Annotated in this window: 16 protein-coding genes; 9 read left to right on the top strand and 7 right to left on the bottom strand. The window is 41.3% G+C overall.

The window, feature by feature from the left end; all coding sequences use genetic code 11:
- The first annotated feature begins 36 nt into the window (after window positions 1–36).
- The 7 genes from ABJG98_RS09765 to ABJG98_RS09735 all read left to right on the top strand — a co-directional run bounded on the left by ABJG98_RS09765 (window position 37) and on the right by ABJG98_RS09735 (window position 13777).
- A complete protein-coding gene (locus ABJG98_RS09765) occupies window positions 37–3072 on the top strand; it encodes a TonB-dependent receptor (RefSeq protein ID WP_348279324.1) in 3036 nt (1011 codons plus the stop codon).
- A 10-nt stretch (window positions 3073–3082) separates the two neighbouring features.
- The gene (locus tag ABJG98_RS09760) at window positions 3083–4699 is read left to right on the top strand and encodes a RagB/SusD family nutrient uptake outer membrane protein (RefSeq protein WP_348279323.1); all 1617 of its coding nucleotides are present in this window, start codon (window positions 3083–3085) and stop codon (window positions 4697–4699) included.
- 62 nt (window positions 4700–4761) lie between these two features.
- Window positions 4762–6612 carry a glycoside hydrolase family 13 protein gene (locus tag ABJG98_RS09755; RefSeq protein WP_348279322.1) on the top strand — a complete coding sequence of 617 codons (1851 nt, stop codon included), beginning with the start codon at window positions 4762–4764 and terminating at the stop codon, window positions 6610–6612.
- A 118-nt stretch (window positions 6613–6730) separates the two neighbouring features.
- Window positions 6731–7135 carry a TerB family tellurite resistance protein gene (locus ABJG98_RS09750; RefSeq protein WP_348279321.1) on the top strand — a complete coding sequence of 135 codons (405 nt, stop codon included), beginning with the start codon at window positions 6731–6733 and terminating at the stop codon, window positions 7133–7135.
- A 195-nt stretch (window positions 7136–7330) separates the two neighbouring features.
- A complete protein-coding gene (locus ABJG98_RS09745) occupies window positions 7331–10783 on the top strand; it encodes an amidohydrolase family protein (protein ID WP_348279320.1) in 3453 nt (1150 codons plus the stop codon).
- An 80-nt stretch (window positions 10784–10863) separates the two neighbouring features.
- The gene (locus ABJG98_RS09740; RefSeq protein ID WP_348279319.1) at window positions 10864–12150 is read left to right on the top strand and encodes a M20/M25/M40 family metallo-hydrolase; all 1287 of its coding nucleotides are present in this window, start codon (window positions 10864–10866) and stop codon (window positions 12148–12150) included.
- Window positions 12151–12340: 190 nt separating this feature from the next.
- On the top strand, window positions 12341–13777 hold the full coding sequence (locus ABJG98_RS09735) for an alpha-amylase (protein ID WP_348279318.1): 1437 nt from the start codon (window positions 12341–12343) through the stop codon (window positions 13775–13777).
- 405 nt (window positions 13778–14182) lie between these two features.
- Here ABJG98_RS09735 and ABJG98_RS09730 read toward each other — a convergent pair whose 3' ends face one another.
- The 3 genes from ABJG98_RS09730 to ABJG98_RS09720 form a co-directional block, all read right to left on the bottom strand.
- Window positions 14183–14635, bottom strand: coding sequence for an isoprenylcysteine carboxylmethyltransferase family protein (locus ABJG98_RS09730; protein WP_348279317.1), 453 nt, complete (start codon window positions 14633–14635; stop codon window positions 14183–14185).
- Window positions 14635–15873 (bottom strand): amidohydrolase family protein, encoded by a 1239-nt coding sequence (locus tag ABJG98_RS09725; RefSeq protein WP_348279316.1) that lies wholly within the window; start codon window positions 15871–15873, stop codon window positions 14635–14637. The genes ABJG98_RS09730 and ABJG98_RS09725 overlap by 1 nt, the downstream gene beginning before the upstream one ends.
- Window positions 15874–15973: 100 nt before the next feature.
- A complete protein-coding gene (locus ABJG98_RS09720; RefSeq protein ID WP_348279315.1) occupies window positions 15974–19819 on the bottom strand; it encodes a S8 family serine peptidase in 3846 nt (1281 codons plus the stop codon).
- Window positions 19820–20121: 302 nt separating this feature from the next.
- Between ABJG98_RS09720 and ABJG98_RS09715 the strand changes: the two genes are divergently transcribed.
- Complete coding sequence (locus tag ABJG98_RS09715) at window positions 20122–20544, top strand: hypothetical protein (protein WP_348279314.1); 423 nt, start codon at window positions 20122–20124, stop codon at window positions 20542–20544.
- Here ABJG98_RS09715 and ABJG98_RS09710 read toward each other — a convergent pair whose 3' ends face one another.
- Window positions 20545–20784 carry a CDGSH iron-sulfur domain-containing protein gene (locus ABJG98_RS09710; RefSeq protein WP_348279313.1) on the bottom strand — a complete coding sequence of 80 codons (240 nt, stop codon included), beginning with the start codon at window positions 20782–20784 and terminating at the stop codon, window positions 20545–20547.
- 289 nt (window positions 20785–21073) lie between these two features.
- Here ABJG98_RS09710 and ssb point away from each other — a divergent pair, with 289 nt between their 5' ends.
- Window positions 21074–21409, top strand: coding sequence for a single-stranded DNA-binding protein (gene ssb, locus ABJG98_RS09705; protein WP_348279312.1), 336 nt, complete (start codon window positions 21074–21076; stop codon window positions 21407–21409).
- Window positions 21410–21466: 57 nt separating this feature from the next.
- Here the strand turns inward: ssb and ABJG98_RS09700 are convergent, their stop codons facing one another.
- Genes ABJG98_RS09700 through ABJG98_RS09690 form a run of 3 tightly spaced genes read right to left on the bottom strand, consistent with a single transcriptional unit; the run spans window position 21467 to window position 24036 of the window.
- Window positions 21467–22600, bottom strand: coding sequence for a hypothetical protein (locus ABJG98_RS09700; protein ID WP_348279311.1), 1134 nt, complete (start codon window positions 22598–22600; stop codon window positions 21467–21469).
- Between the two features lie 31 nt (window positions 22601–22631).
- The gene (locus ABJG98_RS09695; protein ID WP_348279310.1) at window positions 22632–23435 is read right to left on the bottom strand and encodes a hypothetical protein; all 804 of its coding nucleotides are present in this window, start codon (window positions 23433–23435) and stop codon (window positions 22632–22634) included.
- Window positions 23425–24036 carry an RNA polymerase sigma factor gene (locus ABJG98_RS09690; protein ID WP_348279309.1) on the bottom strand — a complete coding sequence of 204 codons (612 nt, stop codon included), beginning with the start codon at window positions 24034–24036 and terminating at the stop codon, window positions 23425–23427. The genes ABJG98_RS09695 and ABJG98_RS09690 overlap by 11 nt, the downstream gene beginning before the upstream one ends.
- Between the last annotated feature and the right edge of the window lie 138 nt (window positions 24037–24174).

Here is a 24174-nt window from a genome sequence, read left to right as displayed (position 1 = left end):
CCTGATAATTCATCTCAGCAAATGCGAAGCAAATCAATGAATAATAAAAGGAATTTACAGGTTCGATGGTGGCTCAAATGCCTGGTCGTTCTTATGCTCTCTAATGGCGCACTTTTAGCACTTGGACAGCAGCAACGCGTAAGTGGAACAGTTAAAGATGCTCAGGATGGCACATTGCTACCTGGAGTAACTGTTCAAATTAAGGGAACTCAAAGTGGATCCGCGACAGATATAGATGGAAGGTATTCACTAGCAGCTTCTTCAGACGACATCCTTGTTTTCACATACATTGGGTACAAAACAGTCGAGCAACCTGTTGGTGGTCGATCTACAATTGATATAGAGCTAAGCACAGATATACAGGAGCTCTCAGAAATTGTAGTTGTTGGGTATGGTCAAGTGGAAAAAGGTGACGTGACCGGAGTTGTAAACAAGGTAAAAGCCAAAGACTTTAACACGGGAGTATTAACATCTCCTACCAGTTTGATTGCCGGTAAGGTTGCTGGTGTTCAGGTGGTTTCAAATGATGGTGCGCCTGGATCAGGAATATCAATACGAATAAGAGGTGGTACATCATTAACTGCTGGAAACGAGCCACTATTTGTTGTAGATGGTATACCATTAGAAAATGATGGAGTTGCTGGTGTTCGAAACCCACTAAACTTTATCAATCCGGCGGATATCGCAGACATCACAGTATTGAAAGATGCATCATCTGCGGCTATTTATGGTTCACGAGGAGCAAACGGAGTAGTGATTATCACGACAAAAAAGGGTGTTTCAGGAAAGCCCCAATTCTCCTATGACGGATCGTACGCTATCGGCTTTAATGGACCTGGCGTTAGAATGCTAAACCCAGCAGAATTTGCTTTTACTGTCGAAAGAAAAGGTCCAAGAAATCTGGACGATTTGGGCTCATCTAATACAGACTGGTTTGAAGAAGTAACTCAAACCGCCCAAGGAATGAATCATAATCTAAGCGCATCTTTTGGTGGTAAAACAAACAATGCAAGAGTATCGCTAAACTATCAAGATGTAGATGGTTTGATTAAATCAGATAACCTTCAAAGAATCTCCGGTTCTATAAATTTCAACCAGGATCTGCTTAATAAAGATCTCACCATAGGTATCAATACTAAACACAGCATCATTAAAAACCGATTTGCACCTAATGTAATAGGATCGGCACTTGTTTTTGACCCGACCCAGGCAGTTTTAGCAGATGATCCAACTACAGGAGGATATTTTGAGTGGTCAAGTCCATTGGCTCCTGGTAATCCTGTCGCTCAAATTGATCAAACATTTAATATTGGTAGAACAGCCCGAAATCTTATCGGAGCAAACGTCAACTATAAGCTTCCATTTTTAGAAGGTCTATCAGTAAAAGTTAATTATGCCTATGATGTATCGGAAGGAAAGAGCCAGGTCACACGATTAATTAATGAGAAAGCAGGTGTTCAAAATGGCTCATTCTCCACGTTTGAAGATTCCAGAACAAGTAATTTGCTTGAGACTTATCTCAATTACAATACTGAACTTTCTTTTGGAAAATTGGATTTAATCGCCGGGTATTCCTACCAGGATTTTCAAAAAAGCGTAGATCGTTCATTGTTTAAAAGAGATACTGTATCCCTGAATGCACTAAATATTTCCGATCCTACCAGCTTCATAAGCGAAGGTAAACTCAGCGAAATTCGCGGGTTTCTAGATGAGCCACTCATTTTTGAGTTGGAAAACAGACTTATCTCTTTCTGGGGTCGTGCGAATCTTTCTATTCAAGATAAGTATTTGATTACTGCTACTGTCCGAAGAGATGGTAGTACACGATTTGGCGAAGCCAACCGATGGGGACTATTTCCATCGCTAGCTTTTGCGTGGAGAGTGATAGACGAGCCATTCGCCAAGGGCATACAGAATGTAATGTCAAATTTAAAGGTGAGAGCGAGCTACGGAATTACCGGAAATGAAGAGATTGGAGACTACCTCTATGTAAACCTTTATCAGCTCAGTGATGATAGATCCACTTATATTTTTGGTCAGGACACCATCAATACTTTCAGACCAAACGCTGTAGACCCAGGTATAAAATGGGAGGAAACGAGATCATTAAACTTTGGAATCGATTATGGATTCCTGGAAGGAAGATTATATGGATCGATTGATTTGTATCGAAAGTTAACGACCGACCTACTATTCAATATTGCATTTCCAATTGGAACCCTCACAGGAGACAGAGCCGTTACCAATATTGGAGAAATGGAAAACAAAGGCATAGAACTTCAAGTGAACGGAGTGCTCATGGACAAAGCAGACTTGAAGTTTGACCTAGGTTTCAATATATCCTATAATAAAAATGAAATTTTAAAATTAGACAACTCCAACCTTCCGGATTTTCAAGGATACACAACAGGTGGAATATCTGGAGATGTAGGCCAGTCTATTCAGATTCTGAAGGTAGGGTACCCTGCTAACTCCTTCTTTGTATATCAGCACAAAACAGACGCAAATGGTCAACCTATACCTGATGGAGTAGACGCCAATCAGGACGGTTCACGAAATGACCTAGACATGTATGTGGATCAAAATGAAGATGGACTCATCAATGAAGATGACCTGAGACCTTATAAAAAGCCAGCTCCTGACTTGATACTTGGTCTGACTGGCAACGTATCTTACAAACAATTTGATTTAGCATTTACATTCAGAGGCCAAATTGGGGGTTATGTATATAATAACGTTCAATCACAATACGGCGCTTTCGAAGGGGTTGATAATACATTCGCACCAAATAATATCCATCTGTCAGCTTATGACAATGACTTTACTGAAAGACAGCTGCTGTCTGATATTTATATAGAAAATGCTTCTTTTGTAAAACTTGACAATATAACGGTTGGCTATAAAATCAATCAAATTAAGAAGGTAAATGCCCGGGTATACCTTACGGCATCTAATCTTATGACCATAACGGGGTATTCAGGTGTAGACCCGGAAGCTGGAATCGGCGGAATTGATAACAATCTATATCCACGATCGCGAACATTTCTTGCAGGATTAAACCTTACTTTTTAATTAGAGAATCATGAAAAAAATACTTTCTATACTGGTTATCGTTGCACTTGCAGGATGTACTGACCTAGAGCTTGAACCTAAAAATGGACTGGTAGAATCTGTTGCTTTTACCAATTTTGACGGATATCAATCGTACATAGCCAAGCTATATGCGTCACTAACGCTGACAGGACAGCAAGGTGCCGCAGGACAGCCAGATCTGACCATTATTAATGATGAAGGATTTTCGAGCTATCTCCGTGTATGGTGGAAAGCTCAAGAGCTGACCACAGATGAAGCAATTATTGCCTGGACTGATTCCGGCATTAGAGACTTGCATAATCATACATGGGGAGCTGACAACCAATTTGTACGAGTGCTTTATTACAGAATATTCTTTACCATCTCACTAGCCAATGATTTTTTGCGCGTTGCTAGTGATCTTCCCGCAGGACTAAGTGCAGCAGAAATTTCCGAAATTGACCGTTTTGTCGCTGAAGCCAGATTTATCCGAGCGTTCTCTTATTGGCATGCACTGGATCATTTTAGAAACGTTACATTGATAACATCCATCACTTCTGATCTTCCATCCCAATCAACATCTCAAGTAGTTTTCGATTTTATTGAAAGCGAGTTAAATGATATAGAAGATCAACTACTAACTCCCGGTCAAGGCACTCATGATTACGGAAGATTGGATCAGGCTGCAGCCTGGATGCTAAAAGCAAGATTGTACCTCAATGCACAAGTTTATACAGGCACGGATCGAAACGCTGATTGCATCACTGAGGTAAACAAAATAATTAATTCAAATCAATACAGCATTGCAGCTAACTACCAGGAACTATTCATGGGCGACAACCATATGAGAACTGATGAAATCATCTGGCCTATTGTTCATGATGGACTGGTTTCACAAACATGGGGTGGCACCACTACCATCATTAGAGGTGGAATAGGAGGTGCTATGTCTGATGATGAAAAAAACGGAGCTCCATTCTCTAATGAAGCAGAAAGTGACTATGGTGTACCCAGTGGATGGGCAGGTTATCGTACCACAAGCGCCTTGGTAAATCTATTTCCTGGTGCTGCAACTGATCCTGATGGGGCAAGCGCAGATGGTAGAGGCATATTTTTCACTGAAGGCCAATCGCTTGAAATCACTGATATTGGTGAATTTACAGATGGTTGGGCTGTGCCTAAATTTACAAACATAGAAGCTTCGACTGGCCAACGAGCACCCGGCGTAGATCAAGTAAGCACCGATTTTCCAGTCTTCAGGCTAGCCGAAGCGTATTTGATTCTTGCGGAAGCAGAAGTGCAAGAAAATGGTTCCATTAGCGCAACAACACTGGGCTTTTTGAATCAACTAAGACAAAGAGCCTATGGAGATAATAGTGGTGATGTTGCAATCGGCGATGTAGATATGGATTGGATTTTGGATGAACGGGGACGAGAATTATACCTTGAAGCTACACGTAGAACCGATTTAGTAAGGCACGGCAAATTCTCTGGTGGAACTTATGTCTGGCCATGGAAAGGTGGAGTGGAAGAAGGCGTATCATCGCCAGCACACCTCGACATCTTCCCTATTCCTGCTTCTGACCTGATAGCAAACCCTAAGCTTGAACAAAATGACGGTTATTAATTAATTATTTGTTTGAAAAAGAAAGCGACATCACGTCGCTTTTTTTATTTTAATCATCCAATATGAAAAAGATTATTTTCCTTCTCTTCCTTCTTTACTGCATGGCCAGTAGCGGTCAAAAACTACAACACATAGATCCCCCCTTTTGGTGGTCGGATATGCCTGTCTCCTCTATGCAGCTCATGTTGCACGGAAAGAACATTGGTGTATTAACTCCTGAATTGAATTACGAAGGCATTACAATAGACGAGATACAGCGGTTAGAAAATCCGAACTATTTAGTACTCAACCTATTACTATCCAAAGCAACAAAACCCGGTATTTTTGAAATTCAACTCAAAGCTGGAAAGAAGACGAAAATTAAGTTTGATTATGAGATAAAAGAAAGAACTAGTGATACAAACCGAAATCTGGGATTCAATAGTAGTGATGTAATCTACCTACTTATGCCCGATCGTTTTGCCAATGGCAATCCTGCAAATGATACAGTGGAGGGTATGTTGGAGTCAGCGGACAGATCGAATCCAAACGGAAGACATGGTGGTGACTTAAAAGGCGTAAGCGATCGACTTGATTACATAAAAGAACTAGGAATGACTGCCGTTTGGCTCACTCCCACCTTCGAGAATGACATGAAGCCCGAATATGGCGCCTATCATGGATATGCAGCTACAGACCTTTATAAGATGGACCGTCGATTTGGGACAAATGATGAGTTTAGATCATTCGTTCAGAAGTGCCACGATAACGGAATCAAAGTGATCATGGATATGATACATAATCATGTAGGAGATCAACATTGGTGGTTAAAAGACCAACCGACAAAAGACTGGTTTCATGATATCGAGCAATATGGAACAACCAATTTTCGGGGAGAGGTTCAGTCCGATCCGCATGCATCACAGTATGATCTTGACAAATTACAAAAGGGATGGTTTGTGCGAGAGCTCGCTGACTTAGATCAACGGAATCCTATTTTAGCTACTTATCTGATTCAAAATTCGCTCTGGTGGATTGAATACTCAGGCGTTGATGGTATCCGGATGGACACCTACGTCTATCCATATAAAGATTATCTCAGCCGATGGGTCACTGAAGTAATGGCCTCCTACCCAACTTTTAATATTGTAGGGGAAGCCTGGGTGGAACGGGTCTCACATGAATCGTATTGGCAAGCAGATGATGCTGGACAAGATGATGGATATAATTCAAAACTACCGACTGTCACTGATTTTCAAATAATGTTTGCGTTGGATCGTGCGCTTAAAGATGATTTCGGATGGAAAAATGGCCTTTCAGAGCTCTATTATGTTGTCTCCCAAGATCGATTATATTCCAATCCAAATCAGAATGTCATCTTCATTGACAATCATGACATTGAGCGTTTCTACACTAAGATGGATGAAGATGCAGACCTCTTTAAAATGGGATATGCCTATCTAATGACCACCAGAGGTATCCCCCAGGTTTACTACGGCACTGAACTTATGCTAGCCAATGCACCTGTAAATGGAGACGGTCGTAAACGTGCCGACATGATTGGTGGTTGGCTAGAAGATGAGCGTTCAGTATTTACTAAAGAGGGCCGAACTCCAAAGGAGCAAGATGCATTTGAATTTGTGAAACGAATTACCAATTGGAGGAAAACTGCTAATGCCATCCATGATGGGAAAATGACTCATTTTATTCCTGAAGACAATACGTACATCTATTTCAGACACACCGACAAAGAGGCAGTGATGGTCATAATGAACCGTAATGATGATGCCAAAACAATCCAACGTGATCGCTTAGCTGAGATATTGGATTTCTATAAAACTGGTGTCAATGTATTAGATGGAAACATCATAGACGTAAAAAATGACTTTGAGGTAGGCCCCAAGCAAACAGCAATCTTCGACTTACAAAAATAGTATCCATCCGACGGATTAGATGTGGCTAGGTAAATCTCTAGCTAACATATAAGTAATGTCCTTCATATAATATTCACTGAGTTTACCTCAGTTTGTATCAAACAAAAAAAGTAATATTATGAATGACAAAGAGAAATTCAGGATCATGATTCAACTGGCTCTGGTTGATAATCAATTCGAAGAAACAGAGCGTAAATTTATTTGCGACTTAGCTAAGCAAAGCAACATTTCTTCTGAGGAACTTGAAGAAATAATTACCGAAGAATTGAAGAAGAAAACCTTTGAAATGGACTTAAACACTGACTTGGGCTTTGATGCTAAAATTGAGATTTTGGCTGATATGGTACGAGTTATGAAGTCAGACGGAAAAGTGTATCTCAGTGAGATTAAATTTTGTGAGATGATAGCAAAGATATTCGGCTTCAAAGAGAAATCTATAGGCATGCTATCTAAAATGTTAAAGGACAATGGCTCTGCAGATTGGCCGGTATTAAAGGACAAAATGCAAAAACTAAAAAGCTAAAACCTAATATTATTGCATCTATTGGGGTACCACCCCCCTTTCTTTCCCTTTCAATACCCCGTTCGATCAAACAACCTACCACTTACAGATCGGCACATCAGCAACATTGCTCTGCAATCCATTCATGTAACTTCCTTCGTCCTTCCTGATATTTTAGGATAAATTGGCAATCACATAAACCATAAGTTAAGTAATATGCGAAACCTAATTCTAGCACTGCTCGCACTAATGAGCATTACAGTGTTTGCACAGGAAGATAAAAAAGCTGATGCAGACAGTACTAAAGAAAAAAAGGCAACCAAGGAACTGCCATTAGAACCTGAGAGAAAAATCCGGTTAAACACCAAAGAGGGAACATGGATTTCACTTGATGTGAATCCCAACGGTCAGGAAATAATCTTCGACATGATGGGAGACTTGTACACGTTACCGATCGCGGGAGGCAAAGCAAAACAAATTACTTCTGGTATGGCATTCGATGACCATCCAAGATACAGCCCAGATGGAAAATCCATTGCATTCTCCTCGGACAGAAGTGGCTCTGAGAACATCTGGACATTAGACCTCACAAATGAAGATGCCGAGCCAAAACAAATCACCAAGGATAGAGATAAATACTATCAGGCTGCAGAGTGGTCCAACGACGGAAACTACATCTTTGCTTCCAAAGGAATAAGAACACTAAAAGTGCACATGTACCACAAAGATGGTGGCGGCGGCATACAGATTATTAAAAAACCAGACGCTCTACAAGCGATAGAACCCGCTTTCGGACAAGACGATAGATACCTATGGTTTTCAAGAAGATTTGGTGCATGGAACTACAATGCGCAAATGCCTCAATATCAGATAGCTACTTATGACAGAGAAACAGGGGAAATAGCTGGCCAAACGAATCAATACGGCTCAGCCTTTGCTCCTACGCTCTCCTCAGATGGGAAATGGTTGGTATATGCTTCCAGATACAATACGGAGACAGGTCTGAGAAAAAGAAATCTACAAACGGGTCAAGAGGATTGGCTGGCTTATCCAGTAAGAAGAGACGATCAGGAATCAAGAGCAAGACTGGGTGTTTATCCGGCAATGTCATTTACACCCGACAATCAATCGGTGATTGCTTCTTATGGAGGTAAAATCTGGAGAATTCCAATCAATGGAGGTCAAGCAACTGAAATACCATTTGAGGTAGACGAAGAATTGGATTTTGGACCCATGGTTCAGTTCGATTATCCAATCTATGACAGCACAAAGATGATTGCTAATCAAATCAGAGACGCAAAAAGATCCCCCGATGGCAGTCAAATTGCCTTCACCGTATTGAACCGACTTTACGTGATGGATTATCCAAACGGGACGCCAAAACGCGTAACGAAAAACAACTTCACTGAAGCAATGCCTGCATGGTCTCCAGATGGGTCGATGCTGGCATTCTCTACATGGGAAGGCAATGAAGGTCACATTTACAAGGTGCGGTCCTCGGGGGGGAGAATGACAAAACTTACCAATCAAGGTGGGGTTTACACCAGCCTGGCCTGGGACAAAAAATCCAACCGAATTGCGTTCCTGTATGGAACAGCAAAAGCGTATGATGACGCGATCGGACCATTTGCTTTTAGAGCACAGGAAAATATTGGGTGGATCAGCGCTGACGGTGGTAAGATCAATAAGATTAAGGCCTCTGGTGGACGTGATCTACCTCACTTTGTAGAAAAAGACGACCGCATCTACATGTATCACGGGGGCAAAGGACTCATCTCCATGCGTTGGGATGGCACAGATGAAAAAGAGCATTTAAAAGTTTCTGGAATTATGACTTATCCTGCTCTCAGCCATGATCATGCCATGTATATGGAAGGTGGACCAAGCGAACCTCAACGACAACCAAGCAACGCAGAATATGTCTTAATGGCGCCAAAAGGAGATAAAGCATTGGCAAAAATCAACAACAATGTATTTGTCGTAACTGTACCTCCAATTGGAGCTGAAACAGTAAAAATTTCTGTATCTAATCCGGCCAATGCTGCATTTCCTAGCTGGAAGCTGACCACATTCGGTGGTGAGTTTGCACATTGGAATAAAGATGGAAACACCGTAAACTTCACACTTGGCAATGCCTACTTTGCCTATGATTTAGCAGAAGCCCAACGCGTGAAAAAGGAATTGGAAGAGAAGAAGAAGAAAGAAGCTGAAGAAAAGAAAAAGAAGGAGGAAGAGAAAAAAGACGAAGAAAAGTCTGAAGAGGAAGGAGACGACGATGATTCTGAAGGCGAAGAAGATGAGGATGCGGATAGTGGTAGTGATGAAGACGGAAAGGAAGAGGAGAAAGAAGATGAAGGATACAAGGCAAATGAAATAAGAATTAAAGTTGAAGTAAAGAAGGACGTACCTAAGGGAACCGTTCTTTTAAAAGGTGCACGCATCATTACCATGAATGGAGATGAGGTAATAGAAAATGGAGATATCCTTATTGAAAATGCGCGAATCAAAGCTGTCGGTCCTTCTGGAAGTCTCGATGCTGGCAACGCAAAAGTGATGGATATGAGTGGGAAGACAATCACGCCTGGATTTGTAGATACACACGCTCACATGTGGCCAAATTGGGGGCTTCACAAAAATCAAGTATGGGTATATGCAGCAAATCTTGCTTATGGAGTAACCACCACTCGTGATCCACAAACAGCTACAACTGATGTGTTAACCTATTCAGATATGGTGGAGACCGGCGATCTTCTGGGGCCAAGAGTTTACTCAACAGGACCAGGTGTTGGCTTCTGGTACTACAACATGAAAAGCTTGGAGAATGCACAGAATGTGCTGAAACAGTATTCAGAATATTTCAATACCAAAACGATCAAAATGTATATCACTGGCAATCGTCAGCATAGACAGTGGATCATTCAGGCGGCCAAAGAACAAAAGCTAATGCCCACTACAGAAGGTGCGCTTGACATGAAGCTCAACCTGACTCAACTGATTGACGGTTATCCGGGGCATGAACATTCATTCCCAATCCATCCAATATACGATGATGTGTTGTCCTTGACGGCTGAAGCTCAGATGGCATATACACCTACCCTACTGGTTTCATACGGTGGGCCCTGGGCTGAAGAATATTACTATTCTACAGAAGATGTTCAGAATGACACTAAGATCAACTTCTTCACGCCAAAGCGTGAGCTGGATCAGAAATCCAGAAGAAGAAGAGCTTGGTTCATTAAGGAAGAACACATTTTCCCACGCCATAGTGAATTTGTTGGTGACCTGGTGAAAGCGGGTGGTATTGCTGGAGTTGGATCTCACGGTCAGCTTCAGGGTCTTGGCTATCATTGGGAACTTTGGTCTGTCCAGAGTGGTGGCATGCCAGAACTTGATGCTCTAAAAGTTGCAACTATTCTGGGAGCAAAAGCCATTGGTTTAAGTAAAGACATTGGGTCGATAGAAGCCGGCAAACTAGCTGATTTGGTAATCATGGATGAAAATCCCCTGGACAATATCCGAAATACCAATACCATCTCCCATGTAATGAAAAATGGACGCCTTTACAATGGGAATACGCTCGATGAAGTATATCCGCGTGAGAAAAAAGCACCAGATTTTTATTGGATAAAGAAAGGTCCTGACAACATGAATCTCCCTGGAGAGGAATAACCTTTTCAGGTATCAACTTATCCTGAAAGCCGGATCCGTTTGATCCGGCTTTGCTATTTTTAATAAAAAACCTACGACCTGTGAACAATCGAATAACCCTTTCCTTGTCCTTACTTTTTAGTGTTTGCATGCTTGACGCACAGCTCTCCAAAAAAGAAAAGCAAATTATTTCCATCGTTTCTGAAAACAACAAAGAAGCACTGGAATTTCTTGAAACCAATGTCAATATCAACAGCGGCACGATGAACTTTGAAGGTATCAAAGCAACTGCCGATCAGATGGAAAAGGCTTTTCAGGAAATCGGAATGACAACCACATGGTATGATATGCCGAAAGAGGTTAACCGAGCCGGTCATTTATTTGCAGAAAACAAGGGCAACAAAGGCAAAAGACTATTGCTAATCGGTCATCTGGATACCGTATTTCCAAAAGACAGCCCTTTTCAAAAATGGGTGCAACAAGACAGTATTGTGATGGGCCCGGGAGCCAATGATATGAAAGGTGGTAATGTGGTTATGCTCTATGCATTAAAAGCTCTGCAAGAAGCCGGGGTATTAAAAAATGCTCAGATTGTTGTCGCACTTCATGGAGACGAAGAAGCTTCAGGCAAGCCAATTAGCGAAAGTAGAAAGCACATCATTGAAGCTGCCAAAAGAAGTGACATTGCCTTGGGATTCGAAACATCTACAGGTTTTAACAATGCCACAGTAGCACGAAGGGGTTCCAGTGGATGGTCATTGAAAGTCAATGGCAAGCGGGCTCATTCATCAGGAATATTCAATGAGAATGTTGGTGCCGGCGCAATCTTTGAAACAGCCAGAATATTACATCAATTTTACACCGAAGTGAAAGGCGAAGAATATCTTACGTTCAATCCTGGAGTGATTTTAGGAGGAACTAAGGTCGATTTTGACAAGGTTTTAACACGCGGGGCAGCATTTGGTAAAACCAATGTAGTCGCTCAGGAAGTGATTGTGGAAGGTGGTTTAAGGTTTATTTCCGAGGATCAAAAAGAACGAGCACGGGAAAAAATGAAAGCAATTGTAGCCAACAATCTACCTAATACGTCAGCTGAAATAACGTTTATTGACAGTTACCCAGCCATGCCTCCAACTGAGGGAAATGAAGCTATACTCAATACCTTGAGCGAGGTTAGTGAAGACATGGGGCACGGTAAGGTAGCAGCGTGGGATCCTGGAAGACGTGGAGCAGCCGACATCTCATTTGTTGCACAATATGTTGATGGAGTTGATGGATTAGGAACAATGGGGCGTGGTGCTCATACACCAGATGAATACCTGGACTTACGAACTTTTGAAGCACTCACTCAAAGAGCGGCTCTTCTTATCTACCGATTGACCAGATAAAGTCTGAGCGGACTGTGTCTTACTTTTTGTCTATTCTCAAAAATATCATTGAAAATTTCGCAAAACGGAAACGTTTGCGTGTTAAATGAAATGTAATTTTTGCCCTCAAGGCACCACATATACCTTCAATTTCATAAATCCAGCACTTGATATTAGTAGCTTAAATACTAGAATCAACTATTATTTAATTATGAGAAAAATTAGTAAATGGCTGGCAGGAAGTACATTGATCCTACTGGCATCCGCTTGTTCTGAGGAACGGGTTTCTACTGAGCTTGAACTAGCTCAACAAACTTCAGATGTAATTCAGGTTACCAACCACGATGGCCAACCTTTTAGCACCCAACCCGAATCGACAGACATTAGAGGATCATTCACAGCAGGACCCGGAGGAGGTGTGATGATGCAAGGATTTTACTGGGACGTACCTTCCGGAGGAACGTGGTGGAACACAGTCCAATCAAAAGTGACAGACTGGTCAAATGCTGGTGTTCAGGCCATATGGCTTCCGCCTGCATCAAAAGCTCAGAATGGACCCTTTAGCATGGGATACGACCCGACTGACTATTTCGATTTTGGAGATTTCAATCAAAATGGAACAATTGAAACACGCTTCGGATCCAGAACGGAACTGGAAGCTTTGATCTCAGCAGCACACGCAGAAAACATGGAAGTATATGCCGACATTGTACTCAATCACAACAGTGGCGGTCAGTTAGAAGCCAATCAATATACAGGCACCAATACCTATACCGATTATACAGGTGTTGCCTCGGGTAAGTTTCCGCGCTCTCAGCACGACTTCCACCCCAATTGGGTGCATAGCAATGACCTTGGCTACTTTGGTGGATTTCCGGACCTCTGCCATGATGTACCTTACGTGCAAGATTGGCTTTGGAATCGCTCCGATGGTGTCGCCAAGTATTACAAAAATGTAATGGGCTTTGATGGCTGGAGATTTGATTATGTCAAGGGCTTTGAACCGTGGGTTGTGTCCGCCTGGAACAATGCGGTTGGTGGGTTTTCTGTAGGTGAGCTTTGGGATTCAAACGTTGATTATCTCAACTGGTGGGCCAATGAAGCAAACAGTTCCGTATTTGACTTTGCGGCATATTATAAAATGAATGATGCCTTCGATGGTAACAACCTCAACGTCTTGAATGATGATATGATGTGGAAACGTAATTCTTACAAAGCTGTGACTTTCGTAACTAATCATGACACAGATGAGATATCGAAAAAGATGCTAGCCTACGCATATATTCTCACACACGAAGGATTTCCAACCGTCTTTTATCGAGACTATGAAGAATGGTTGGATAAAAACAAGTTGAATAACCTGATATGGATTCATAACAACAAGGCAACAGGGAATACCAGCATTCTATATACTGATAACGATGAGTATATAGCCAGACGAAACGGATACAATGGCAACCCAGGATTGATTGTTTACATAAACAACTCCAACTCATGGCTTGAGCGCTGGGTGCCTACCAACTGGTACAGTACTCAAATCAAAGACTTCACAGGGCATTCAGGCTGGTACCCTACTACACAAAGCGGTGGGTGGGTTAAAATCCAATGCCCGCCAAACAGCTACAGTGTTTGGTCTCCAAACATTTAAGTAGATAATTGGATTGGAAAAAAACCGAGCCTTCAGGTTCGGTTTTTTTTGTTATCTAGATTCAGCTGGTACTTTTTCAAAAAGCCGTATAAGCTTCTTTTGTTTTAATAAATCAACAGGCTGATGTATAACTTTTTGAGAAGCTGGATACTTTTTAAGCTGCCCGCTGGGCCGAACCGGTCGTTTTTGAAATCCTCCTGTACAATTAGGGCAAACATTATGTAAAATGTTACTTACACAATCTTCGCAAAATGTACATTCATATGAACAGATCATTGCGTCATTGCTTTCTGGTGGAAGTGACTTTGCACAATGCTCACAGGTTGTTCTCAATTCTAACATCCTATTCTAATTTTAATTCTTACAAACTATAAAAGTGCTATTATCTTTTGATTGGTTATCTGATCACAACCATCGTCTTACTCTTTCACAATAGTCATCATAATCTTTTTCGAAAATTTTAAGCAACGCTTGCTCTTCAGGTTTAATCTGAAAGGTGGTAATGTACCACACAAAAAAGATCAGTCCGGAAAAGGCTAGTGGACTACCAATGCGGATAATCCCACCTAAAAGCACCAATCCCATTCCCAAATACATTGGGTTCCGCGTGTATTTGTATATTCCTACAGTCACAAGAGATGAAGCCTTATCGGGCTTTGTGGGATCTACAGTTGTCCCTTTTAGACGAAAAGAAATGATTCCTGAGAAAGCTATCAATACACCTAAGGATAGAAAAATCCTTGAAATCAATGTTTGATACTCGAACTTATAGATCAAGGCTGGAAATAGGTAGTAAGCAGCGAAGGTTATACCAAGGCTTAAAAAAAATATAACTACTGGTGGAATCTTTAATTGCATCACTTATATCGTTTACCGTCTTTCATTACCATTTGAACTTCATAAAGCGCAGAAATATTTTCAGTAGGATCTCCTTCCACAATGATAATATCTGCGAGAAATCCTGACTTTAACTTACCTAATTTTTTGAGACCGAAAACCTCTGCATTTATAGTGGTTACCGATTTTAATACATCGATTTTTTTCATTCCATAATTCACCATCAGCTCCAGTTCTCTTACATTTTCTCCGTGGGGGAAAACACCAACATCGCCACCAGCTACAATGGTTACTCCACTTTCAATTGCTACCCTCATCATCCGGCGTTTATTGAGAATTTTTTCTGGTTCAGGATCTTTCCCATTCCATCCATCAAAGTATTGAGTCACAGCGTGGGTAGCAGCAAGAGTCGGACATAGTGCTACATTTCTTTCTTTCATCAGATTCAATACTTCTGCCGTTGCCGCTGAGCCATGCTCAATTGTTTTTACTCCTGCGAGGGTCGCTCTTCGCATTCCCTCTTCTGTAGCAGCATGTGCTACCACATATCTCCCACTGCTAGCCGCAGTTTCAACAATTAGCTTAAGTTCTTCTATAGAGAAAGTAGGCATGGCTGTCTTATTAGGGCCCCAGCGATAGTCCGCATATACTTTGATGAAATCCGCTCCTTTACCAACCTGATCTCGGGTTACAGTAATCAAATTTTGACCATCAGCTGGTTCTGCGCCTAGTGGTACATCAAAGTCTGAATGAAAGCCTTTAGGCCCGTAGCTACCTGTTGCAACTATTGCTCTCCCCGCTACCAACATACGCGGACCTTCAATGATACCTTCTTCAATGCTTTGCTTAATCGCTACATCGGCATAGCCCGCTCCTTCCGATCCGAGATCACGAATGGTTGTGAACCCCGCGTACAGATTTTTTGTAGCCATCTTAGCTCCACGAATGGCCCGCAAGCTGCGCGACTCTTTCAGCACCTGATCATTCCATCCTGTTTCATTGTAAGGGTACAGCAATACGTGCGAATGTCCTTCTATCATCCCAGGCATGATCGTTCCTCCTGGGTAATCGAAGGTTTCATCCGCCTCGCCAAGTCGATTGATTGGACCTGCTTCTACAATCACATTACCTTCAATAATTACACCCCAATTCGACTTCATTTGTTCTCCATCGAATAGTCGTTCGGCAGTAATCTTTGTACGTTGAGATGTTCCTTCAAAGGAAAAGAGGATGAGGAGTGTAAGTATCAATTTTTGCATTGCTCAATAATTTCAATCTAAGATAGCTCCAATCATTTCATCTAAAAACAAAAAGCCCCATCCGCATTGCAGACAGGGCTTTCGATTAGGTTAAGTTAGGTTATTCTTTAACAAACTTCTTGGTGATTGACTTACCACCTTCGTCCATCATATTGATCATGTACATGCCGGCATTCAAGTCACCAACATATACTCTTCCTCCAACCATTTGACCTTGGTCAACAACTTGACCATTGAGGTTCGTGATTGAGTAAGACACTTCATTTCTTGTAGAAGTGATTGTTAATCTATCTGCTACTCGGTAGTTTGGATACATGCTCACGCTTACTGCAGTTCCCACTGTAGAAGAGGACTGTACAGCATAAGACGTTGTAGCTCCTCCAACGCAGAAGTTGGTCGTTTCACTTGATCCAAATGCGCCCCCAGAAGCTAGCGTTGTGCTACCATCAGTAAGGCTGTAAGAGCCATTACCGTACGAGCAGCAAATACCATCTCCATATGTATCATTGATTACAAAATCATAGCATCCTGTAGCCAGTGACGCTACTTCTACTACTGTAGATCCGTCCGGTTGTGAACCATACGTACCACCTGAAGCTACAACAGTTGCGCCGTCTCTGATCTCCCAGCTAGTTTCTTCTGGATAGTTATCAAGAACGATAGTCAAGGTTACATCTGTATTACCTCCAGTTGTGCCTGCACTTACAGATAGGTCATCAATTGCGATATCACTAGACCAGCCGTTTCCAGTGGTTCCGACCATTCTCAATTTCACATTTCCTCCCAGATAAGCCGCAAGATCAACATTCACTGTTTGCCAGGAGTTACCCTGATTCCCAGAAAGTGTCCAAAGGTTTGTCCAGCTAGTACCATCGGTAGATGCTTGTGCTGTCAGTGATCCTACATTGCTTCCATACATGTGATACTGGAATGAGAATGTAGCAGAAGATTCTCCTGAGAGATCAAAGCATGCGCTTTCAAGAATAGCAGTTGCATTACTTCCAATCTGTCCGGTACTTCCATTAGTAGAGGCTTCCAGGAACATATAGTAAGATCCTTCTGCAGCAGAACCAGGTCCTGTGTTTGATGAAGGTGTTCCATTAGCGTCTCTTACCCAGTTTCCATCGTCACCGGTTACCTGAGTCCATCCATCATTTGCTTCAAAACCTTCAGCATATGGAAGTGTTTCCGTAGAAGAACATGTCATTCCATCGGATAGTGTAGTAACATTCAAGGCTGCACTTGCCGCAGATTCGTTACCTGCTGCATCTTTAGCACGTACTGTAAACGAGTAAGATGTATTTGCTGTAAGTCCAGTAATGTTAGCACTTGTGCCTGTTACAGTTCCTAGGTTTGAAGCTCCCTGATAAACATCATAACCAGTTACACCTACATTGTCTGTAGAAGCATCCCAGTTAAGAGTTAAAGTTGTCTGAGTTACACTCGAAGCAGATAGATTAGTTGGTGCAGTAGGCGCTTGAGTATCAGCACCACCACTTGTAGTTACTGAAAGGTCATCTACTGCGATATCACTAGACCATCCATTTCCTGTCGTTCCTACAATTCTAATTTTCACATCTCCCCCAACATAAGCATTCAGATCAACGTCAATGGCGTTCCATTGATTACCCTGATTTCCTGATAATGAGTAAAGGTTAGTCCAAACATCTCCATCGTTAGATGCCTGAATCGTAATCGATCCAACGTTTGAACCATACATGTGATGCTGAAAAGAGAACGTCGCTCCCGTAGCACCTGATAAATCGAAGCAATCACTTTCAAGAATTGCAGTTGCATTGTTTCCAATTTGGCCTGCACTTCCGTTGGTTGAAGCCTCAAGGAACATATAGAATGATCCTTCAATAGCTGAGCCTGGTCCTGTGTTTGATGAAGGGGTTCCGCCTGAATCTCTTACCCAGTTTCCATCATCTCCACCTAGCTGATTCCATCCATCGTTTGACTCAAAGCCTTCTGAATATGGGAATGAACTGATAGTTGTCGTACAAGAAAGACTAACAGTTCCTGTTGTAAAGTTGGTAGATGAGCTGTATGCTGATGTAGAAGTATCAGGACACTTGCTTCGAACTTGGGCTTCATATGCAGTGCCACTAGCAAGACCTGTAAGGTTTGTAGTTGTTCCGCTTACAGAAGTAGTTGTCCATGTTCCACCTGTAGGTCTGTATCTCACATCGTAAGTAGCATTAGCTACCGCGTTCCAGCTAAGTGTAGCTGTAGATGTTCCAACACTTGATGATCCCAATCCAGTAGGTGTAGTCGCATTACAAACAGGAGGAGTTCCGGTTACGCCAGTTACTACAAGGGAGAAGTTTTGGCTTCCACTTGAAAGTGATCCTTTATGAGTTACAGTGATCGTATAAGATCCCGAAGCCCCAGAGATATCCACTCGCTCATATGGATCCACATCGTTATCACCAGTTCCATTTGAGTTGATGCCCGTAAGTCTGTAAGGACTGTAAGTGGTTCCACCTTGTGTTACACGAATGTCCAGGTCATTTACCAATACTGGTGTTGTCTGATTAGCAGTTCCAGTATTTGCAGTTCCTGCAGGATCTGTCCATGATATTGAAGCTAAAAGTGGACTGCTTCCATCGGAATCTACATTGAGTGTGTAAGATCCACCATTTGAAAGTGATAGTTCGTCAACTACAGATCCATTTCCATTGTCGGAGATGGCTTCCGCTGCTGCTTTCGCATTTAGTAGTCCCCAACCAAAAACAACATCTGGTCCAGAGATACCTGCATCATCAGCTGTATGAAGAGCCACACCTTTAAGTGTCGCAGCTCTCATGAAGCTACCGTTTACATTGTTGTAGTGTTGCTGTAATAGCAATAAAGTACCAGTCACATTGGGAGAGGCCATGGAAGTTCCACTGATAGAATTGTAGGCATTGTCAGCATTGTCATAGGTTGAGTAAACACCTGTGCCATTTCCGGTGATATCTGGTTTGATTCTGTAATCATCTGTTGGCCCTTCACTACTACTGCTGTTTATTACTACAGAGTTGAAAGTACCATCATTGTTTACGTTGGCATCCTGACCATTAGCTACCACCATGTTGTTTTTTGAGGTAGAATGACCTGTCAGCTTATCATAAGCTGATTGTCCGGCGAGCGGATTTCCATTCGATGAATTGTCGTTACCATCATTACCTGCTGCAACTACCATTAAGTAGAATGGTGAGTTGTACATCAGATTATCCCAGTCTCTTGATTCATCCAGATAAGCGCCAAAGTACCAATCAGGTACCAGGTCTGCTCTGTAGCCGTAAGAGTGATTGGAAAGTAGCATACCTGCAGATGCTTCTGCAGTTGCTTCTGATAAGTCATTGTTCCAATCATGGGTAAGTGCGTCCGCCTGAGGAGCCATCCCTTTAGCTGCAGCTTGTACACCTGAAGCTACAATAGTACCTGTTACATGCTGCGCATGGAAGCTATTACCATTCAAGCCTGTCACACCGTCATTAATTGTAACACGGTTGTTTCCACCCGGACCATCAAATTCCTGGTGAGTTACTCGTGTCGGACCTCCGTCCCACACATGAGCGGTCATGTTTTGACCATCCAGGCTTAATCCTAAGGAACCACCAATATTCAGATGATCTGCTCGTGTTGAGCGTGCCGCATCTTCATTATAGATCGTATAATAGATTGGCTGACCATCTGCTGAAACTGCAATTAGTTCATCTACGGATCCATCACTATTAGCTTTTAGAATTTCCCATCCACGTAGGGATGCCATGTTTATGGCTTGCGCTCTTCGGCTATTTTCCTTTTGAGCAAAGTCGCGCTGTAGTTGGGTTAGTTTTGATTTGTCATACTTGCTGCTGATCTCTTGCTTCTGTTGTTGGGTCTGAGCAAAAGAAGTAGTAGTGGACAATGCAAAGGCTAGCAACAACGCCTTTACAAGTCGCTTGTTTCTTCTCATAATAATACGATTAGGTTTTTAATTAATCCGACGAATATAAAGGTATTTTTCAGGGACTTCCAATAACCTTTGCTGTAAAAATACGTAATTGAAATATTATTTTACAATTAAAATATATACAAAATATTATTATGTTGATTTTAAAATAACAACATTAGCAATTGAGAATTTGTATTAAAGAGAGAACAAACTGGATTATCATATGATAATATTTGTTTCATTCTATCGATGAAATACAGAATTTAATAGACGAATTTTGATAAATTAAGAAATATTAAGCGATCTTTTCGCACAATAACAGTATGTACATCAAAGCTATAAAGTCCTCATTTTTAACCATTTTGCTACTCTCATCTTGTGTGGCACAACAAGTAAATGAGGCCACAGGAATTCTTAAGGGATCGATTGGAGTTTATGAAGGCAATTGCATGCCAGGACCCGGAGTAAAACCTTGCGAACCTCGACCAATCTCGACTACTTTACTCATTACCACACTTGCTAAGGAATTTAATGTAGACCTTCTAATTGAAAGGCTCTCTTCTGATGATGAAGGGAAATATGAGATTCGATTGCCAGCGGGCAATTACAGTTTTTTCCTTATGGACGAGAGTCAAGTCGTCTGCACATTGATTCAATGTCCAGACACTTGCATCTGCCAGCCATTTACTATAGTAGCTGATTCCACAACAGTTGTAGACGCCAACCTGGATCACGCTACCTGGTAGCTAAAGTGCTTTATGTGATCCATCACAAAAGCCTGGATTACCTGTACGCTTACACATGCACATGAAAGCAGTTTTTGTCTCTTCTGCTCGGAAAACTTTTGGAGAAAATTCTGTTCCTGCATGAGATCCATCACAGAAAGGTTGGTTGGTTGATTGCCCACATGAGCACCATGCATAGGTTTTACCTTCTTCAAGTTCTATTGGTTTTGGCTGCTTATCAGCAGCTTTTGGTTGAGGCATGGCCGTGATTTTTTTTGGTTACAGGGTACATAAGTGTATTAAGCTGATAATTGTTTTGATTTTTTTAAAAGAATACACCCTATTCGACTTTCCAGATCTAAGAAATTTCCTTCACCTCACTGATTAGGTAGCAACAAATTCAAGCACGAACGACTACAAATGGTATACAAGCACCGATTATTAATTAAAAACCGACCAGCTCTGAAATACTATTAAATCTTTGCTTCCGTCAAACGACGCATTCATCTACCCAACCAGATGAATTATTACTATTTTAAATTCATGATTTATGAAAAGTCTAAAGAACAGCGTTCAACTAATTGGTAGATTAGGTAACGATCCAGAGGTAAGAACATTTGATAGCGGGAAAAAGATGGCGAGTTTTTCATTGGCTACAAATGAGACCTACTATAACAATAAAGGTGAAAAAGTAACAGATACGCAATGGCACAATGTAGTAGTATGGGGGAAGAAAGCTGATGTGGTGGAAAACTATTTGAACAAGGGGAGTGAAATTGCTCTGGAAGGTAAACTTATCAATCGCTCTTACGAGAAAGAAGGTGAAAAAAAGTACATCACAGAGATTAGCCTAAATGAGCTTCTTATGATGGGGAAGAAAGATTGACTTATAAAAAACCCATCAGAGAACTGATGGGTTTACATTTTATAACAAAACTGGTTGCTATCTATCCTTTCTCTTTACAATGATTTGCTTGACTGCTTCATCTCTTGATATAGATCCTCTATCATAACTCTGCAGTGTTTTTCCTTTAACGCTTACTTCAATTTCCTCTGGCATATCACAGCCTCTGCATTCTGTCAACTTCACTTTCATGACCAACGTTTCGTCCGCCTTTAGGCTTTTAATGGTACGACCGTAATCCATCAAATTCTCCTTAAAAGCTTTCTCAAACTCTGGATACATGGCATTGACTTTCTCATTTCTTGCTTCTTGTGTCAAGCCACTTTCTCCAGTTGTGCGAATGGTATGCAGGCCCTTATCGCTGGTAGATGAATAAAGTTTCATATTGAATGTAACCCCGTAACCTTCCAGGCTTGTATAGCCCAATGTACGAGATGAGATGTAATAAGTAGAAGACAGATCAGGTTCGTACAAACGAGCGAATATCGTAGCAAAAAGTTCAAGGTCTTTTGCGATTTCCTTACTTTCTTCTGGTGTAGTAAATGTGATCTTTTTAATCACATCTTCGCGATTCATTTTTCCTTGCTTATACGCAATCAGATCGCTTTTAAAAATTTGCGCTGTGAAGGTGCTTTGCTTACTTCCTGAATTACTTCCAGAATAAAAGATACGGTTATCATTTCCCCTTGATTGAACAACGATTCTATCGGACGGCTTCAATTGCCCGATCAGATCCGCATAGTCAACAAGGAAGACAGTCATTTGCTCCTCTAACTGTTTCTTTGCTTCCTCCTCCATCTTTTCTTTATTCTTGTCAAGTTTTTTAGCATCATCTACTACAACCGCTACACCATCACCATCGTCCGAGTCTTCGTCATCCGCTGTAGCTATCACATAGTTTCCACTACCGCTATATATAGTGGTGCCGGAAGCACGAGTCGCATAGATATAATTCACTTTGGGTATGCTGAAGATCACTCCGTAATCAGGCATGTAATTGCTTTCAATATTGCTGCTAAACCTCAGACGACTGTCACCGCTAGATAAAGTATTTAGGATATTCTCCGCGATCTTGAGGTCACGATCCATTCGCTTTTCATCGATCGATTGACCTAATGAAACGGTAAAACTCAAGGCGAGAATTATGATTGCAATTATGGTTTTAATAGTCATTTTCATTGTTTTATTTTTTTAGTCCTTTTAATCAATATTGGTTAGGGTTTTCAAGGGTTGAACCTAGATTCGAAAGAATCTGATCTGTTTTGAATGCGTTTAATTCAGTATTGTCTTCAAGGTTGTTAAACCTGGTTTGAATTACTTGCATATCATTTTGTCTTTGGATATCAAGAAAGATGGCAAAATCAGTCATTATCTGATCCGTATATACTTTATGTGATTGTTCAGAGTCTTCTATGAGCTGCTTCAGATATGAAAGATATTGCTGTCGCTCATGTTCAAAATCCGACTCTGACATTGGCTGCTCACTCACCTGGCTGACAAACTTAGACTGCAGCGATTGATTATTATCTTTTACGTATTCTTTGATACCGGCCTCAGTAGTCGCTAATTTTTGATTCAGGTTGTTATTGTTTTCCGAGATTGCTTCCGCTATCATGGATTGAACTGCTACTTGAGAGAATCCTTTATTCTGCTCTCCAAATGCAAGCTGAAATCCATCTTCCCCAACTGATACATTGAATCTTGTGAGATAACCAATAAAGAGCAATAGAGCAATGCTTGCAGCAATAGCCATTGACTGTCTCCAAAAAAGTGAAGCTGATCCATTGGCCACAACAACTTTAGCTGAATGATCAAATGTAAAAGTGGGAACATCAACTTCTTTGTCTTTCAGTTGACCCATGATGGAAAGCGTAGACTTCAGCTCCTCAAGTTCACTTGCAGCTTCATCATTCCCAGACAGATATTCTTCTACCTTTCTGTTCTCTTCTGCTGATAGCTCACCGTAGAGGTAAGATATCAATGTCGATTCTTCTGGTTTATAGTTCATAACTCAATGTTTCTTTCGTTATACTTCTTTCATCTAACTGCTGCTTCAATATTTTCAACCCTCTGTACAACCAGGTCTTAACTGTGTTTTCGGAGGTCTTTAATATTTCCGCTATTTCTCTAAATTTCATTCCCTCATACTCTTTCATGATGATCACGCTTCTTTGATCTTTCGGTAACTCTTGTAAGCAGCCAAATAAAATATTTTCTAATTCTTGCTGCCTGTAGCTAAGTTCTGGATTAAAAAATACCCCTTCTGCTTCTCCTTCTTCTTTGATAGTGGACTCACCTTCATCGTTTGTGGTAACAGTGAAGGGTACTGTTTTAGCCTTGGCTAACTTCCTTCCTTCCTGATGGCAAAAATTGGTGGCAATCCGATAAATCCAAGGTTTAAAACTCCCTACATCTTTCAGCTTTTTTAGATTTTTGAATACGGCAATGAATGTTCTTTGCGTGATGTCTGCAGCCAAATCTTGATGAGAACATTGCTTTAGCGCATAATTGTAAATGCGTTTATACCACAAATTCACCAACTGATTGAAAGATGCTTCATCACCCGTCATTGCTTTTTCAATCAGAGTTTCTGCGGATGCTATTGCCATTCTTACTTGATTAGCATGCATAACTTCTGATTAATTTCCCTAAAATTCTTTCTCATACTGCTAGGTTTATTCAAGGATGATCCAGCAAGCAAAATAGTTTTAGCTGAACAGAAAAAAATGAAAAAAAATTTATAACTA

This window comes from Ekhidna sp. (assembly GCF_039960695.1).
Taxonomy (GTDB): domain Bacteria; phylum Bacteroidota; class Bacteroidia; order Cytophagales; family Cyclobacteriaceae; genus Ekhidna.
Note: the sequence above shows the minus strand (reverse complement) of the source record. Positions and strands in the feature narration are given on the sequence as shown.